General features: G+C 64.1%; 14 protein-coding genes. 5 read left to right on the forward strand and 9 right to left on the reverse strand.

The annotated features are described in order from the left end of the window. Positions 1-35: 35 nt before the first annotated feature. From CH262_RS19550 to CH262_RS19570, 5 genes are read right to left on the reverse strand one after another with little or no spacing between them, the layout of a single operon-like run. Entirely contained in the window at positions 36-1,355 is a 1,320-nt protein-coding gene (locus CH262_RS19550; RefSeq protein WP_032369487.1) for an ABC transporter substrate-binding protein, read from the reverse strand. Beyond that, positions 1,352-2,395, reverse strand: a complete 1,044-nt coding sequence (locus tag CH262_RS19555; protein WP_032369486.1) for a branched-chain amino acid ABC transporter permease — start codon at positions 2,393-2,395, stop codon at positions 1,352-1,354. Before CH262_RS19555 ends, CH262_RS19550 begins: the two co-directional genes overlap by 4 nt. Before the next feature lies 1 nt (position 2,396). Then, positions 2,397-3,275 carry a branched-chain amino acid ABC transporter permease gene (locus CH262_RS19560; RefSeq protein ID WP_032374817.1) on the reverse strand — a complete coding sequence of 293 codons (879 nt, stop codon included), beginning with the start codon at positions 3,273-3,275 and terminating at the stop codon, positions 2,397-2,399. 26 nt (positions 3,276-3,301) lie between these two features. Further along, positions 3,302-4,024 (reverse strand): ABC transporter ATP-binding protein, encoded by a 723-nt coding sequence (locus tag CH262_RS19565; RefSeq protein ID WP_027495389.1) that lies wholly within the window; start codon positions 4,022-4,024, stop codon positions 3,302-3,304. Continuing rightward, a complete protein-coding gene (locus CH262_RS19570) occupies positions 4,014-4,835 on the reverse strand; it encodes an ABC transporter ATP-binding protein (protein WP_230591267.1) in 822 nt (273 codons plus the stop codon). The genes CH262_RS19565 and CH262_RS19570 overlap by 11 nt, the downstream gene beginning before the upstream one ends. A gap of 148 nt (positions 4,836-4,983) precedes the next feature. Here CH262_RS19570 and CH262_RS19575 point away from each other — a divergent pair, with 148 nt between their 5' ends. The 4 genes from CH262_RS19575 (at position 4,984) to CH262_RS27365 (ending at position 10,963) form a co-directional block, all read left to right on the forward strand. Continuing rightward, positions 4,984-6,288, forward strand: a complete 1,305-nt coding sequence (locus tag CH262_RS19575) for a PucR family transcriptional regulator (RefSeq protein WP_052057399.1) — start codon at positions 4,984-4,986, stop codon at positions 6,286-6,288. A gap of 228 nt (positions 6,289-6,516) precedes the next feature. Further along, on the forward strand, positions 6,517-8,742 hold the full coding sequence (locus CH262_RS19580; RefSeq protein WP_094718208.1) for a VanW family protein: 2,226 nt from the start codon (positions 6,517-6,519) through the stop codon (positions 8,740-8,742). A 170-nt stretch (positions 8,743-8,912) separates the two neighbouring features. After that, positions 8,913-9,404 carry a flavin reductase family protein gene (locus tag CH262_RS19585; protein WP_032369483.1) on the forward strand — a complete coding sequence of 164 codons (492 nt, stop codon included), beginning with the start codon at positions 8,913-8,915 and terminating at the stop codon, positions 9,402-9,404. 968 nt (positions 9,405-10,372) lie between these two features. Continuing rightward, complete coding sequence (locus tag CH262_RS27365) at positions 10,373-10,963, forward strand: hypothetical protein (protein ID WP_143547135.1); 591 nt, start codon at positions 10,373-10,375, stop codon at positions 10,961-10,963. Positions 10,964-11,290: 327 nt separating this feature from the next. Here CH262_RS27365 and CH262_RS19595 read toward each other — a convergent pair whose 3' ends face one another. From CH262_RS19595 to CH262_RS19605, 3 genes are all read right to left on the reverse strand, one after another. Then, a complete protein-coding gene (locus CH262_RS19595) occupies positions 11,291-13,126 on the reverse strand; it encodes an acyl-CoA dehydrogenase (RefSeq protein ID WP_027495393.1) in 1,836 nt (611 codons plus the stop codon). 79 nt (positions 13,127-13,205) lie between these two features. Then, complete coding sequence (locus CH262_RS19600; RefSeq protein ID WP_032374819.1) at positions 13,206-13,829, reverse strand: class I SAM-dependent methyltransferase; 624 nt, start codon at positions 13,827-13,829, stop codon at positions 13,206-13,208. A 22-nt stretch (positions 13,830-13,851) separates the two neighbouring features. Next, positions 13,852-14,952: a DUF4185 domain-containing protein gene (locus CH262_RS19605; protein ID WP_373453793.1), complete on the reverse strand. Its 1,101-nt coding sequence runs from the start codon at positions 14,950-14,952 to the stop codon at positions 13,852-13,854. 144 nt (positions 14,953-15,096) lie between these two features. Here CH262_RS19605 and CH262_RS19610 point away from each other — a divergent pair, with 144 nt between their 5' ends. Then, positions 15,097-15,531 (forward strand): MarR family winged helix-turn-helix transcriptional regulator, encoded by a 435-nt coding sequence (locus CH262_RS19610; protein WP_032367083.1) that lies wholly within the window; start codon positions 15,097-15,099, stop codon positions 15,529-15,531. Between the two features lie 5 nt (positions 15,532-15,536). On the opposite strand, the gene CH262_RS27730 is transcribed toward CH262_RS19610, so the two are convergent. After that, a complete protein-coding gene (locus CH262_RS27730) occupies positions 15,537-15,698 on the reverse strand; it encodes a hypothetical protein (protein WP_167328661.1) in 162 nt (53 codons plus the stop codon). Positions 15,699-15,737: the final 39 nt, after the last annotated feature.

Raw genomic sequence — 15,737 nt, forward strand, 5'->3', positions numbered from 1 at the left:
CNNAGAGCGAGCTCTGCGTGCCTTTTCGTGTCCGATCAGCCGGGTATGCCGCTCTCCGGCGGAGTCGATTCGTCCCCGGTGTATTCCTCCACTGCCGAGTCTCCGATGTCGGTCTGCAACACGGGAGTCAGGTACTCGGGTACACCTCCGCGGATCTGGAAGACACTGGCTCCGGAAATTCCGAGGTGACTTTCTTCGGAGTATCGGAACGGGGCCAGCTGCGGGCCCTGGAAGTCCATTCCGCCGTCCTGGATCGCGGAGACGATGCCCTCACGAGTGGGATTCTCGCCTGCCGCCTGAAGAGCCTGCACGAACGCGTAGGCCTGGCTGAGTCCGTAGATGCGGTAGTTGGTCAGTGGGTCACCTGTTCCGTTCTGAGCCCAGACCTTCTGCCACAGTTGCGTCCACGGATTCTCGGGGGAGTCGACGCCGGGGATGTATTCGAGCGAAATCATGCCTTCGAGGGACTGGGCACCGTTGGTGACCGCGCCCTGGGAGAAGCGTCCGAGCAGAGAACCGACCAGGTCGACGTCGGAGCCGATCGAACTGTAGAACCACTCGGGATCGTAGTTGAGCCGCATCGCGGTCAGTTGGCTCAGCGCGGTGTACGACGGGACGTTGAAGCCGAGCACGAGGTCGGCTCCGGCACCCTGTAGAGCGGCGATCTGTGGTGCGACATCGGTGTTGCCGGAGGTATAGCGCACGACCTCGACGATCTGGTCGTCGAGATACTGGCGTACCGCGGCTTCGCTGTCCCTGCCGAGATCGTCGTCCTGAAGGAACAGTCCGACCTTGGCGTCGGGCCGGTTCTTCGTCACCCAGTCGCCGATGATCTTGCCCTCGACCTGGTAATCGGGCTGCCAGCCGAAGGTATTGGGGTACTTCTCGGGGTCGTTGCCCCACATGATGGCGCCGGAGGAGACGAAGAGATCCGGCACACCCTCCTCGTTCAGGAAGTCGATGACTGCGCTGTGCGTCGCTGTGCCGAGTCCACCGACGACGGCGAACACTTCGTCCTGGAGGACGAGTTCGTTGACGACCTGGGTGGTGGTCGTCGGATCGTAGGAGTCGTCACGAACGACGTACTCGATCTGCCTGCCGTTGACGCCGCCCGCGGCATTGACGTAGTCGAAGTAAGCCTTTGCGCCCGTGGGTATTTCGCTGTACCCGGGTGCTGCGACCCCGGTCAGGGGGAAGTGGGCTCCGATCTTCACCGAGGTGTCGGTGATGCCGATCGTCGAGCCTTCCGAGGATTCTGTTGCCTCGTCTCTTCCGCCTGCACCGCACGCTGCGGCCAACGAGACGACGGCGACGAGTGCGGTCGTTCTGACCGCCACCGATCCGAACTTCTTCATTTCATCTCTTTTCTGGTTGAACGCAACCTTCGAAACGTGCCCACCAGACCCAGTGGGGCGAACAGGATGACCAGGACGGTGAAGATGCCGGTCACCAGTGGTGCGAGTTCGGCGGATTGCAGACTGCTCAGCCCCAGATCGAGTCCGAGGTTGGTGACCACCGGTGGGATGTAGGTGAGCAGCAGCGCCCCGATCAATGCCCCGGACAGAGTGCCGAGCCCGCCGATGACGACGGCGGAGAGCAATGTCAGGGAGAGCGTCAGAGTGAACCCGCTCGGGGCCGCGATCCGCGCCGACATCGCGAGGACGGCACCTCCGGCACCCGCGCATGCGGCGCTGACGACGAACGCCAGGATGCGTGCCCGCCCGAGATCGATCCCGGACAGCTCGGCGGCTACTTCGTCGTCCCGAACGGCCCGCCAGCGACGGCCGATCCGGCTCGACGAGACGTTCGCCAACAGGAAGAACACGACGACGAGCAGCACCCAGCTGACGTAGGCGACGAATTTGGTTCCGCTGAGCTCGTTTCCGGTGACGAAGAACATCATGTCGTCGATCAGGTCCGGCACTTTCGGGGCCGGGACGACGAGACCCTGTTCACCGCCGAGGTAGTCCGAGAAGTACAGAGCCAGTCCCGGTACGGCGACGGCGAGCGCCAGCGTCGCACCGGCCAGGTACGGGCCGTGCAGTCGGGCGGCGGCCACTCCCACGACCACGCCCACCAGCGCAGAGATCACGGTGGCGGCCAGCAGTACGAGGGGCACCGACCATCCGGAATCGTTGGCCCGCAGCATCAATGCCGCGGTGTACGCACCGACGGCCATGAACGCACCGTGCCCGAGTGAGAGCTGCCCGCTCAGACCGGTCAGCACGGTCAATCCGCCGGCTGCGATCGCCAGGTACGCGACCGACGTCAGCTGACTCTGACGGAAGGTGCTCAGTGATTCGAGCGCCAGGACGATGACGACGAGTCCGATGACAGCGCAGAGGAAGTGGCGTCGTACCGGGGTGGCCGTGATTCGAGTGAGAGTTGCGTTCACGTCATACCCTCCTGGCTGCTGCGCTGGCGAACAACCCGCTCGGGCGGACGAGGAGAACGACGATCAGAATGATCAACGCCGCGCTCGACACGAGGTCCTGGCCGAGGTAGCCGCTGACGAAACTGAGCCCGACGCCCATCAGCAGGCCTCCGACCACTGCACCTGCCGGGCTGTCGAGACCGCCGAGAACGGCTGCGACGAAACCGAAGACGACGATCGAGTCCATGTACCCGGGGTGCACCAGAGAGCCGCCGGCAATGAGCAGCCCGGCCAGCGATCCGACGACTGCGGCCAAAGCCCAACCGAGCGTGAGCATTCGACTCACCCGGACTCCGAGCAGCTTGGCCACCTCCTGCTCGAATGCGCTGGCGCGCATCTTCAGTCCCAGATCGGTGAACCGGAACAGCAGAATCAGCAAGCCCAGGACCACGAGAACGGCGACGATCTTGAACACGTCGTATCCGGTCAGGGCCACGTTGATCTCCCCGACCTTCTGGCCGGTGAGACCGAACGGTGCTGGGAACGAACGAAATTGGTTCCCGAAGATGATGGCCGCAACCGCGTGGATGATGATGAACAACCCGAGCGTCAGAATCACCGGGTTGATGTGCGAGGAGCTGTCGACGAACCGAATGACGAGTCGTTCGATCAACGCTCCCAACAGCAGTCCGCTGAGCAGCGCGACTCCGAAGCCCAACCAGTACGAGTAACCGGCGTCGATGACGACCAGTGCGACGTACGTGGTGATCATGGCCATCGGTGCCTGGGCGAAGTTGACGATGCGGGTCGATCGCCAGATGAGGACGAGAGCGAGGGCGAACGCGGCATAGACCATGCCTGTCGTCACGCCGTTGATGAGGATGGTGAGCAGTTGTTGCACTGTGGCTGGCGTCCTTTCGGCTTGCTCTAGAACCCGAGATAGGCGTGTCGGAGGGCGTCGTCCCCGGCCAAGGTGTCGGCCGGGCCTTCCACCGCGACCTTGCCCAGATCGAGGACGACGGCATGTTCGGCGATGGACAGTGCACTTCGTGCGTTCTGTTCGACGAGCACGACCGTCATCGATTCGGAATCGACGAGTGCGCGCAGCGTTTCGAAGATCTGAGCGGCGACTTTCGGTGCCAACCCGAGCGACGGTTCGTCGAGGAGAAGAACCGACGGCGTTGCCATCAGCGCTCGACCGATCACCAACATCTGCCGTTCTCCGCCCGACAGCGTGTGCGCCGACGAGGTTCGGCGTCCGGTCAGCGGCGGGAACATGTCGTAGATCCGATCGAGGGTCACGGCGTCGTGACTTCTGTTGCGTCCCAACGCACCGAGGCGAAGATTCTCGTCGACGGTCAATTCGGCTATCACGCCCCGACCTTCGGGCACGTGTGCAAGCCCTTTACGGGACATGCGATCCGGAGGTATGCCGACGATGTCGACGCCGGCGAGCTCGATGCGTCCCGACGTCGGCTTCAGGAGGCCGGAGACAGTGCGCAGCAGCGTGGTCTTTCCGGCACCGTTCGCTCCGAGTACGGCGGTGATCGTGCCCGCGGTGACGGTCATCGACACCGAATCGAGGGCGGTGACCGGCCCGTAGTGCACGGTGAGGTCGGTGATCTTCAGGTGTGTCGCGTCAGTTGTCATGTGCCACCTCGTTTCCGAGATATGCGGCCAGTACGGCCGGATCCTCGCGAATCCGATCCGGTGTGCCCTGGGCGATGACCTTGCCGAAGTCCAGGACGTAGATCCGGTCGCACACGGTCATGACGAGGTCCATGTGGTGTTCGACGAGCATGACCGATGTTGCCGGTCGGTCCGGCTGTGAATCCTTGTTTACTGCTGTGAGAGAGCGGATCTCGTCACCTAGTTCGCTCATTTCGTCGTTGGACAGGCCCGAGGCGGGTTCGTCGAGCAGGATCAGCGACGGTTCGCTCACCAGTGCGCGCGCGAGGGCCACGCGTTTGCGCACCGCGTAGGGCAGGCTCGGTGGCAGCCGGTGCGCGTAGCCGTCGATGCGCAGTCGTTCCAGGGTGTTCATGGCGGTCGAGCGGACCGCCGCGTCGTCGGCCGCGCTCGAGGGAAGGCCCAGGAGGCCGCTGAGGATTCCGGTGCGTGCCGTTCGGTCGGCCCCGACCATGACGTTGTCCAGCACGGTCATTCGATCGAACAGTCCCAGTCCCTGCAGCGTTCGGCTCATGCCGAGCCGGGGCAGGTCGTGTGGGCGCAGGCGGCTCAAGGTTTCGCCGTGTCGGCCCAGGGTTCCCGATTGGGGTCGAACGAGACCGCACGCAACGTTGAACAGTGTGGTCTTGCCTGCCCCATTGGGTCCGATGACGCCGAGGACTTCGCCGGGTCGCACCTCGATGGTCACTCCGGAGAGCGCGACGATGCCGCCGAAGGACACGTCGACGTCCGTCATGGTGAGGACCGGATCCATCGTGTCGAGAGATTTCAAGTGATGCACCTCACAATCTGTTGGGTCCACTATGGGGCGTCCAGCACAACGCGCGGTATGGGCGCTCCGCACAGAATGTTTGGGTGTCTGGGCACCAGTAACGGTCAATTCACCCTGTGATGTGGGCTCTGTGCGCAAAAATGAGCGGATGGCTTCTCCCGGGGTGCGGCGCGCGACGTCGCGATCCGCTGCGCGCGGCGCAGTGAAGCCCTCCGACCAGGAGAAGATTCGCGATGCGTGGGCCGCGCTGTTGCCGCGGGCGGATGCGATCGCCGACTCGATCACGCTGGCGCTGATAGAGCAGGAACCCGCATACCTGGCAAGCTCCACTCCTGACATCGCCGGCGAAATTCGTCGCAGTACTCGCGCGCATATCAGCCAGGGCCTACGCACGCTGTCCGGTCTTGCGGCCGCGGGCGACAACGCCCGAGAGGTATGGCGTCGCACCGGGAGAGAGCGTGCGCGCCAAGGCATTCCGATGGAGTTGGTGCTGAAGGCGTACACGCTCGGGAGTCGGACGCTGTGGGAAGAGTTGATGCTCGAGCGTGAACAATGCAGGTCCGTGATCGACGAGCATCTCCTGCTCGTCGCCGGCCAGCAGTTGTGGAGAGCGCTGGACAGTCAGTACGAAACTCTCGTCGAGGCGTACCGCCAGGAGAGCGCGCGTATGCAGCAGCGTGATCTCGCCAATGTGCTGGTGATCTTGGACGGTCTCCGGTCGGGCCGAGGCGGTGATCCGGCTTTCGTGATCGAGGCCCGCGCGACCCTCGGCCTGTCGGCCTCACAGCAGATCGCCTGCGTGGTCGGCCCGCTCGACGATCAGGGGTCGCCTCCGCTCCCCGCGCCCGAGGACGCGATGGACCAGATCGGCGCAGTGTCCCACTGGAACACTCGGGACGGGCACCAATTCGCGCTCGTGGCACTCGGGACCGGATCGTGGAGATCGGTCATCGACGCCCTAGCCGCGCGGGCGGTCGGCCCGGTCGGTGTGGCGCATTCGCCCGAGGGGGTGGCGTCGTTCGCAGCGGCGTATCGCCTGGCGGCACTGACGGCCGAGACCATCACCGAAGACAGTGGTGTCGCGTTGGCGACGGACCGTTTGCCGAGGGTGATCATGGCCGCCGACGATCAGTCGTCGGAACTATTGGTTCGCCATGCGCTCGGCGCGCTGTTCACACATCCGGAGCCCCACCGAGAAACGTTGCTCGACACGTTGGCGCACATGCTCGCTTCGGACGGTTCGCCCACCAACGCTGCGAAGGCGCTCTACTGCCATCGCAACACCGTCATCTACAGGGTGCGCCGAATCGAGGAGTTGACCGGGCGTGATCTGACGGATGCACGCGACCGGCTTCTGCTCACTCTTGCGCTGGTCAGGACGGGACATTGGGCGCGGGCCGTGGAGCAGGACGACGGTTCGACGACCCACGGTTCATTCAATCGAATGAAATGACGATGGCAATTCCGAACTCGCTGTAACGAGTGGTTGAAGTCTGCATATATTCCGTGTGGCTCCGTACTGCTGCCTGACCCCCGACCCGGCAGCAGTGCGGGGCCTTTTGCGTACGGCGCATGCGAGGGTCTCGGAACGAGCGGTGCTGTGCGGTTTGCGTAAGCTCGTTCGCGGGGTACGCCGCGCAGCAGGCCGGAATATGTATCGACGGTCCTGGAAGGGTCGAATGTGAGCGAGGGCAACAGTAGGTCGGGTGACGCGCCGAAAGGTGCCGAGCCACGCCCCGACGTACCGCCGTACGACACGCCGACCGAGGTGTTCGGGGCCATCCGCGACGATGCCGAGGCACCGAAGCATGCAGTGCAGCCGGTCTCCGAGGGCCAGGACGCCACGGAATCCGAGGCGAACGAAGTCGAGGCTGACGAAGCCGAGCTGACACAGGCCGACGGAACCGCATCCGATGGCACCGCCGAGGTCGACCGATCCGAGCCGGTTGCCGACCTCGATACCGCCGGTAATTCGGACGTCGACCAGATCGACGAGGCCGAGTCTGCTGCACCCGGCGCGGACGCGCAGCCCGCACCGGTGGCGGACGAATCGCCGACGGTGGCGCAGCCCGTTGTTCTGCCGTCCGCTTCTGACGCCGGGCAACCTCAGCCACCGACTGAACCTCCCTCTACTCCCCCTGAGAACGGTTCGGCGGAGCACAACGGATCTTCTTCCACGCCGCCGTGGAAGAAGATTGCCATCGGTACCGGCGCGGTGGTTGCCGTCCTCGGGCTGCTGTACGCGGCGGACTGGATTGCCTCCAGCGATCGGGTTCCGCGCGGTGTGACCGTTGCCGGTATCGAGGTAGGCGGCAAGAGTCATTCCGACGCCGAGGCCGTACTGCGTGCCGAATTGGGACCTCGGGCGGAGGAGCCGATTCAGGTGGGCATCGACGACCGGCAGGTCGAGGTGTTGCCTGCCGCGGCCGGGCTGGGAGTCGATTGGAACGCGACGCTCGATCGCGCGGGGACGCAGCCCATCAACCCGATCACGCGTCTGACATCGCTGTTCGGAAGCCGGGAGATCGGCGTCGTCTCGACCACCGACGAGCAGGCACTCTCGGTAGCCATCGACGGCCTGCGAGCGGAGACGGACCGTGCGCCCGTCGAAGGCGACGTCGTCTTCGAAGGTGCCACCCCGGTAGCCGTCGAACCGCTGGCCGGGCGAGTTCTGGACGCCGACGGGACGCGTCGAAATCTGCAGACCGAGTGGTCGACGGGTGCGACCGAGGTCGTCTACGAATCCACCCCTGTCACCGTGACCCAGGATGCGGTCGATCAGGCACTGTCGAACGTCGCGGTCCCCGCAGTGTCGGCACCGGTGGTCATCGAAGGTCGCCAGAACGTGGATGCAACGTTGCCGGTGGACCGTGTGGGTGAGGTGCTGCGCTTCGACCCGGACGGGCAGGGCGGCCTCACGCCGATCTACGACACCGGTATCGCCACCGGCATTCTCGCTCCGCAGCTGGTCCGCACCGAAGTTCCGCCCAAGGATGCGTCGTTCACGTTCTCCGGCGGAGCTCCCACCGTCGTTCCCGGAGTGATGGGTGAGCTGGTCGAGTGGAACAAGACCCTCGAACAGCTTCCCGCCCTGCTGGCTGCGGACGGTCCGCGCTCGACCGAGGCCGTCTACGAACCGGCGCCGCCTGCCCTCACCACCGAAGCGGCTGAGAATCTCGGCGTGCGAGAGGTGGTCGCGGAGTACACGACCGGAGGTTTCGAGTACGCGTCGGGCGTCAACATCGGTCTCACCGCGCAGATCGTCAACGGCGCGCTGGTCAAGCCGAAGGAGACGTTCTCGCTCAACGGGTACACCGGTCCGCGCGGGACCGCTCAGGGCTTCGTCGAATCGGGAATCATCGACAACGGTCGACCCGATCGTGCCGTCGGCGGCGGCATCAGCCAATTCGCGACGACGCTGTACAACGCGTCGTACTTCGCGGGTATGGAAGACACCGACCACACCGAGCACAGCTACTACATCAGTCGATACCCCGAGGCCCGGGAGGCGACGGTCTTCGAAGGTGCCATCGACCTGAAGTTCACCAACCCCAACGACACTGGCGTGGTGATCGAGTCGTTCGCGGATTCGTCCAGCGTCACCGTCCGGCTGTGGGGCACCAAAACCGTCGACGTCGAATCGATCACCGGGCCCCGGACGCGGCCCACCTCGCCCAATACCGTGACATTGCCGGCCGGTGCCGGCTGCGTCGCGTCCGGCGGGGGACCGGGATTCACCGCCAGTGACACCCGGGTGATCAGCGACGCCGCGTCGGGCAGGGAGATCTCCCGCAACACGAGAACCGTGAAATACGACCCCATTCCGATCGTCAAATGCGTCCAGCCCGATCGTCCGGCTCCGGCCCCCGAACCCGACGACCCCCCGCGCCCGAACGACGACGAGTGACGTCCTGTGCTCGACGTGTCACTTCGAATCACGCGGATTCGGACTGTGGCGTCGACGCTCGATCGGGTGTTTGCTGGATGTAGACGTATGCCCGGAACGAATGCCGCCGCGACGAGGTTGCAACAGTAGAGGTGCGCTCGGCACCGCACGATCGAAAGGGAGCATTCTCCATGACGCTCACACGCACCGTCCTCGATCAACAGACACTTCGTGAGGCGTACGCGCAGTTCCCCAGTGGCGTCGTGGCGATCGCTGCGAAAATCGACGGTGCCCTGGTGGGCTTGGCGGCCAGCAGCTTCGTGTCGGTGTCGATCGATCCACCGTTGGTAGCGGTGTGCATCCAGAACACGTCGACCACGTGGCCGAAGCTGGAAGTTGCGCCGAACATCGGCGTCAGCGTGCTCGGGGAAGCACACAACGATGCCGTCCGCACTTTGGCTGCGAAGACCGGTGACCGCTTCGCCGGTCTCGACCTCACCGTCACCGACGGAGGCGCGGCCTTCATCGTCGGTGCCACCGCCTGGCTCGACACCACCGTCGAGCAACAAATCCCAGCGGGCGATCACGCAATAGTGTTGCTACGCATCCATTCCCTCGAAGTACAGAGTGAAGTCAATCCAATCGTGTTCCACGGCAGCAAGTTCCGCAAACTTCAGCAGTAGTCTCGCTTCGACTTGGTTCGGCCCCCTTCAACCTGTTCGGCCCGCCCACCGGTTCGGCCCTGTCCGCCCACCTTCGGCCTGTTCGGTTCGCCCACCGGTTCGGCCCTGTCCGCCCACCTTCGGCCTGTTCGGTTCGCCCTCCGGTTTTCGCAAACGCGCGCGCACTTGCTGAACGCGCGCGAAATAGTGGCCCAATCGTGGGCAATTCTGCGCGCATCTGACAAATGCGCGCGCGTTTGTCAGGTCGGTCTCGTGAAGTCTGCCAGCGACGCTTTGCCGAGCCGGTTCTCCTGGTGGTGCAGCTGCGCTTCGCTCGGTGCGGCCTCGTTTGCTCGTCCACCTGTTTCGGCTCCGTCTGCTTCGCAAACGCGCGCGCACGTGCTGAACGCGCGCGAAATAGTGGCCGAATAGTCGACAATTCTGCGCGCACCTGACAAATGCGCGCGCGTTTGCGGGACTGACAGCTAGGCGAACTGGTACGCCGGTACCTGTATTCATCCACAAGCCCGGAGTTGTGCACAGTCGTCAGCTTTCGAGCTCGACTCCGTCGACGCATGGCCGAGACTCGGAGCATGAAGGACGACCGAATGATTCGACGCTCCGAGGCGCTGGCAGACGGGAGCGCCGATCACGAGTTGCGCGCAATGTATGAGCGGGGTGGCTGGGAGCGCTTTGTGAATGGCGTCTACGTTCCGTCGTCGAGATTGGCCGGGCTGACAGAACAGGAGCGGCACAGACTGTTGATCGATGCGGTTTTGCCGATCTTGTCCGGTGGTTACGTCGTCAGTCACCGTTCGGCTGCACTACTGCACGGATTACCCTTACCCACTGGCGGATTGGACAAGGTTCACGTCACCCGACACCGCCGCGGCGGCGGTCGTACGAATACGGCTGTGACCGTGCACTGTGCACCGTCCTTATCGAGCGTGACGGTCGACGGTGTCTCGGTGACCTCGCTGGCTCGGACAGTGGTCGACCTTGCTCGAACCGAGACGCTGCTGTCTGCGGTAATCGCAGGTGACGTGGCGCTGAAGTGCTGTGACGAGAGTGAGCTCGACGCGGAGTTGCAGCGGGCTCGGGGCTGGAAATGTGTGGCGCAGGCGCGACGAGCCGTGAACCTCATGGACGGGCGCAGCGAGAACCCGGGGGAATCGCAGAGTCGAATCATACTGCGCCAGGGTGGATTCGACGTCGAGTCTCAGGTGGAGATCCTGGATCCAAGTGGGCGATCGGTGGCACGGATCGATTGGATGGTCAATGGCCTCGTCGTATGCGAGTTCGACGGTAAAGCCAAGTACACGAAATACTTACGACAGGATGAGAACCCCGGCGACGTGGTGTTCAGGGAGAAGGTACGGGAGGACGCGGTGCGCGATCTCGGATATCCGGTGGTGCGCTGGACCTGGGCGGACCTGGCGAATCCAGCAGAGTTGGTGGCTCGCGTTGCCCGAGCTGTAGAACGGGCCGCTGCCTTGCCGCCACCGCGAGGCAGCGTGCGAATTACATCGAGTCGGGAGCAAACGCGCACGCATTTGCCGAACGCGCGCGAAATCGCCTAACTATTCCGCAGAATCCGCGCGCATCTGACAAACGCGCGCGCGTTTGCGCCAGGGCTGGGGGAAGCGTCTACGGGGGAGCGTCTACGTGGGTCGGGTTCGGTGACCGTGGCGCGTGAAGTCCATCGGCCCCGGCTAGGTCGCAAACGCGCGCGCATTTGCCGAACGCGCGCGGAATTGCCTTAGTATCCCGCAGAATTCGCGCGCATCTGACAAACGCGCGCGCGTTTGCGCCGCTACGCAGGCCGTCAACCGAGGCGAGACCGACGGCGCACGAACAACAACGGCCGCACCCGATGAACAGGTGCGGCCGTCGAAGGTTTCAGGGAATCAGAATGCTGCTTCGTCCAGTTCCATGATGTCGTTGTCGATGTTGGTGAGGATGGCGCGCGTGGCGGTGAGCTGCGGCAGGATGTTCTTGGCGAAGAACGAGGCCACTGCGATCTTGCCCTCGTAGAACGCCTTGTCCTTACCCTCTGCGCCGTTGTCCAGTGCGGCGATGGCGATTTCGGACTGACGCAGCAGCAGCCAGCCGATGAGCAGGTCGCCGAAGCCCATGAGGAAACGCACCGATGCCAGGCCGACCTTGTACAGCTCGGTGGGCTGGTCCTGTGCGCCCATGAGGTGCTGGGTCATCGAGGTGACGATGGCCTGGACGTCCTCGAGGGCGGTGGCCAGCAGTGCGCGCTCGGCCTTGAGGCGTCCGTTGCCTGCTTCGCTGTCGATGAACGACTTGATCTGTCCGGCAACGTGAGCCAGGGCTACGCCGCGGTCGCGGGCGATCTTGCGGAAGAAGAAGTCCTGCGCCTGGATGGCGGTGGTGCCCTCGTACAGCGAGTCGATCTTGGCGTCGCGGATGTACTGCTCGACGGGGTAGTCCTGCAGGAAGCCGGAGCCACCGAAGGTCTGCAGCGATTCGGCGAGCACCTGGTAGGCGATCTCCGAGCCGACGCCCTTGACGATGGGCAGCAGCAGATCGTTGACGCGGTAGGCGATGTCTTCGTCGGCGTCCGAGACCTGCTTGGCGGTGATCGGGTCCTGGTGTGCGGCGGTGTAGAGGTACACCGCGCGCAGGCCCTCGGAGTACGCCTTCTGCATCATGAGGCTGCGGCGCACGTCGGGGTGGTGCGTGATGGTGACGCGCGGTGCGGTCTTGTCGGTCATCTGCGTCAGGTCTGCGCCCTGGACGCGTTCCTTGGCGTACTCGAGTGCGTTGAGGTAGCCGGTGGAGAGGGTGCCGATTGCCTTGGTGCCCACCATCATTCGAGCGTGCTCGATGACGTCGAACATCTGCGCGATGCCCTTGTGGACCTCGCCGACGAGCCAGCCCTTGGCGGGGACGCCGTGGCCACCGAAGGTGAGCTCACAGGTTGCGGAGGCCTTGAGGCCCATCTTGTGCTCGACGCCGGTGACGAAGGCACCGTTGCGCTCTCCCAGTTCACCCTTCTCGAAGTCGAAGAGGATGGACGGAACGAAGAACAGGCTCAGGCCCTTGGTGCCCGGTCCGGCACCTTCGGGGCGGGCGAGCACGAGGTGGAAGATGTTCTCGAAGAGGTCGTCGGAGACGGCCGAGGTGATGAAGCGCTTGACTCCCTCGATGTGCCAGGAGCCGTCGTCCTGCTTGATCGCCTTGGTGCGTCCTGCGCCGACGTCGGATCCGGCGTCGGGCTCGGTGAGGACCATGGTGGCACCCCACTGGCGCTCGACGGCGACCTTGGCCCATTCCTTCTGCTCGTCGGTTCCGTTGTGGTACAGGATGTTTGCGAAGCCGGGGCCTGCGGAGTACATGAAGGCGGCGGGCTGCGAGCCGAGGAGCATCTCGTTGATGCCCCACAGGAGGTTACGAGGCGCTGCCATGCCGCCGACCTCTTCGTCGAGGCCGACGCGCCACCACTCACCGTCGGCGAGGGCCTTGTAGGACTTCTTGAAGGATTCGGGCAGCTTCAGGCTGTGGGTCTCGGGATCGAAGACCGGGGGGTTGCGGTCGGCGTCCGCGAAGGATTCCGCCAGGGGGCCCTCGGCCAGGCGTACTACCTCGCGCAGCATGTCACGGGCTACTTCACCGTCCATGTCGCCGAAGTTGTCGCCCTCGAGGGTCTCGTCGAGTCCGAACAGCTCGAAGAGATTGAATTCGAGGTCCCGGAGGTTGCTCTTGTAATGGCCCATTGCTCGTTCGCTCTCCAGTCGGTGGTGCGGTCTCGTGAGTACCGCCCAAGTTAGCTACTCGTCGGTAACTTAACGGATATTACCCCCGATCGGTTCCGCTGCCAAGGGCGGACCTACTCGCCAGTAATAGAGCGTCGATCGCTGTGCCGTCGGTCACGTCTCGATACCGGTTCTCGGCCGTGGTGACGGTGAGTCGGTCCCCGACGTCCGCCGCCAGATCCTCTGGCGTGTACAGGATCTCGGGTTCCTGTGGACCGCCGACGCCGTCGGTGATGTTCGACGAGTGATGGCCGAGAATCATGAGGATTCCATCAGGTTTCAACGCGGACACCGCAGCCGATACGGCTCGGCGTCGCTCGTCCGGAGGCAAATGGAGGTAGAACATGAGCACCAGGTCATAGTTGGGCTCGGTTGCCAGCTTCGTCACATCGGCGTGTATCCAGGTCAGGCGCTCGCGCACCGACCGCGGGGCCGACTCGGCCACTCGACTCGCCCGCGTCAATGCCACCGACGAGAAGTCGACGGCGTCCACGGTCCAGCCGCGCGTCGCGAGCCAGATGGCGTTGCGACCTTGGCCGGCCGCCAGATCGAGGGCTCGACCGCGCGGGATTGTCGTCGCGACTTCGACCAAAGTGGCATTCGGAGCCTCGCCGTAGACGAGTTCTCGGCGTTCGTACTTGCGATCCCATTCGGCAGCGTCCACGCCGGAAGCCTAATGGGAACTGCTACAGCGTGGCCCGCAGCAACAGCACGTTGTAGTTCTGGAACACCGTCGCCAAGAAGTAGAGGTCGCGGCCCGTCGAGAACGGGTGGATGTACGGGGCGTAGATCGAGCTGATCTCGCGAGTGTCGACCAGTACCTCGGGTGGGCTCCACGGTCCGACGGGCGACGAAGAGCGCCGCAGCACAATGGAATTGGCGTTGTCGGTGGTCATCATCAGGTACTGGCCCACAGCGGCGTTGTATGCAACCGACAGTTCGCCGACGCCGTCGACGATGGGGGCGGCCGCTGCGGGATCGCCCTTCTTCCAGTCCTTACCCGTCCAATATTCGTATTCGCCGAGCCTCGTGATGTCCGCTTCTCTGACGCGAGCGACGTGGCCGAGTGTGGAGCGACCCGGCGGTGTGCCGTACTGGTAGATGTATCCGTTGTCCTTCAGGTAGGCGCTTTGCTGGAAGTTTCGATCTCCGCCGGCGCTGGGCCTGTGGGTCTCGGGTAGTGCGGCCCAGTTCTCTCCGTTGTCGGTCGAGGCGGCGAGGCCGGAGAAGTTGGTGTCCCAGGTACCTGCGGGTCCCCAGTTCTTGACCGACATGAGGTTGAGGTACTGGGTGTCGCCCACGGCGACTCCGGCGGTGGGGATTCGGCTGATTTCGACGAAGGGGATCTTGGGGCTGGGGACGACTTCTTTGGTCTGTCCGACGGCGTCCTTGACGACGCTGTCGAAGTTCATGCCGTCGGCGAGGTTTCGGTCGTTGCTGCGGACGATGGCGTTGCTGCGCCAGGACCAGAGGCTGCCTTGCAGGAGGTTGGGGACGCCGACGCCTGCGGTGTCGCCGAAGGCGGTCAGGACCTCGCCTCGGCCGTTGTCCCACATGATGCCGAGGTCGGTGCCGATCATGTTGACGTTTTGGGTCATGTTCGGGCTCGACATTCCGGTCACCTGGGCGACGGCCTGTGCGCGGCCGTGCAGTTGCGGTAATCCGAATGTTCCGTTGAGACCGGCGATGGGGTTGATCGCGTTGGGGTCGGCGAGGGCCGTTGGTCCTGTGACCAGCACCGATGCGGTCACCGTCAGTGCTGCGACTGTCAGGACTCTGGATCCCACGCGTGTCAAAATTGCCCCGTTTCATGGTGTTTCCCCGATAACACCTCGGAACCATAGCAGCGGTTTGTTATAGGTGGGGTAAATCGACTCGAGCCCGGTTTCGCGAATCGGGCGAATGCACCTCCGTGTCGTAATCTGGACACCGTGAGTGATCTACCCGATTCCCAACTGGCGCGGGATCTGTCCGTCAGTGCGATGCGGCTGAATCGGAGACTGCGTCTGCGGCATTCGAGCGACCGGTTGCCGGTGGCTCAGTTGTCGATTCTGACGACGTTGCTTCGTGAGGGCCCGATGACGACCGGTGAACTGGCTTCTCGGGAGCGAATCAAGCCGCCGTCGGTGTCGCGGTCGTCGCATCAGTTGGTCGAGGCCGGCCTGATTGTCCGTGAGCCGCACCCGACCGACGGCAGGCAGGTGGTGCTGCAGTTGACCGAGGCGGGCGTTGCGACTGCTCGCGACGAAGTGGCGTCTCGCGAAATCGCTCTCGCCGAACAGTTGGACGAGTTGTCGGCTCGGCAGCGGGAAACGTTGGCCGCAGCGTCGGCAATCCTGATCGAATTGGTCGATCGAGTCGACTGAGACCGTCAGTTCTCGTGTTGAACTTCGCGATCGAGACCGTCGATATTCCACTCGATGGTGGATCCGAGTTCCTCGGAATCTCCTCGGTGCGCGACGCGGCCGAGGACAGTGGCGACTATTGCAGCGCACACCATCCAGACGACTACGCCTATCAGCAACCCGGTCATGGACACTTTGTAGCACTGATGTCTGAGAAATCGCCGTGA

The organism is Rhodococcus sp. 05-2255-1e (assembly GCF_002259025.1).
Taxonomy (GTDB): domain Bacteria; phylum Actinomycetota; class Actinomycetes; order Mycobacteriales; family Mycobacteriaceae; genus Rhodococcoides; species Rhodococcoides fascians.

Coding starts and splice junctions, on each gene's coding strand:
- CH262_RS19550 (WP_032369487.1), bottom strand. CDS start 1,355: ATGAAGAAGTTCGGATCGGTGGCGGTCAGAACGACCGCACTCGTCGCC.
- CH262_RS19565 (WP_027495389.1), bottom strand. CDS start 4,024: ATGACAACTGACGCGACACACCTGAAGATCACCGACCTCACCGTGCAC.
- CH262_RS19575 (WP_052057399.1), top strand. CDS start 4,984: ATGGCTTCTCCCGGGGTGCGGCGCGCGACGTCGCGATCCGCTGCGCGC.
- CH262_RS19585 (WP_032369483.1), top strand. CDS start 8,913: ATGACGCTCACACGCACCGTCCTCGATCAACAGACACTTCGTGAGGCG.
- CH262_RS19595 (WP_027495393.1), bottom strand. CDS start 13,126: ATGGGCCATTACAAGAGCAACCTCCGGGACCTCGAATTCAATCTCTTC.
- CH262_RS27730 (WP_167328661.1), bottom strand. CDS start 15,698: ATGACCGGGTTGCTGATAGGCGTAGTCGTCTGGATGGTGTGCGCTGCA.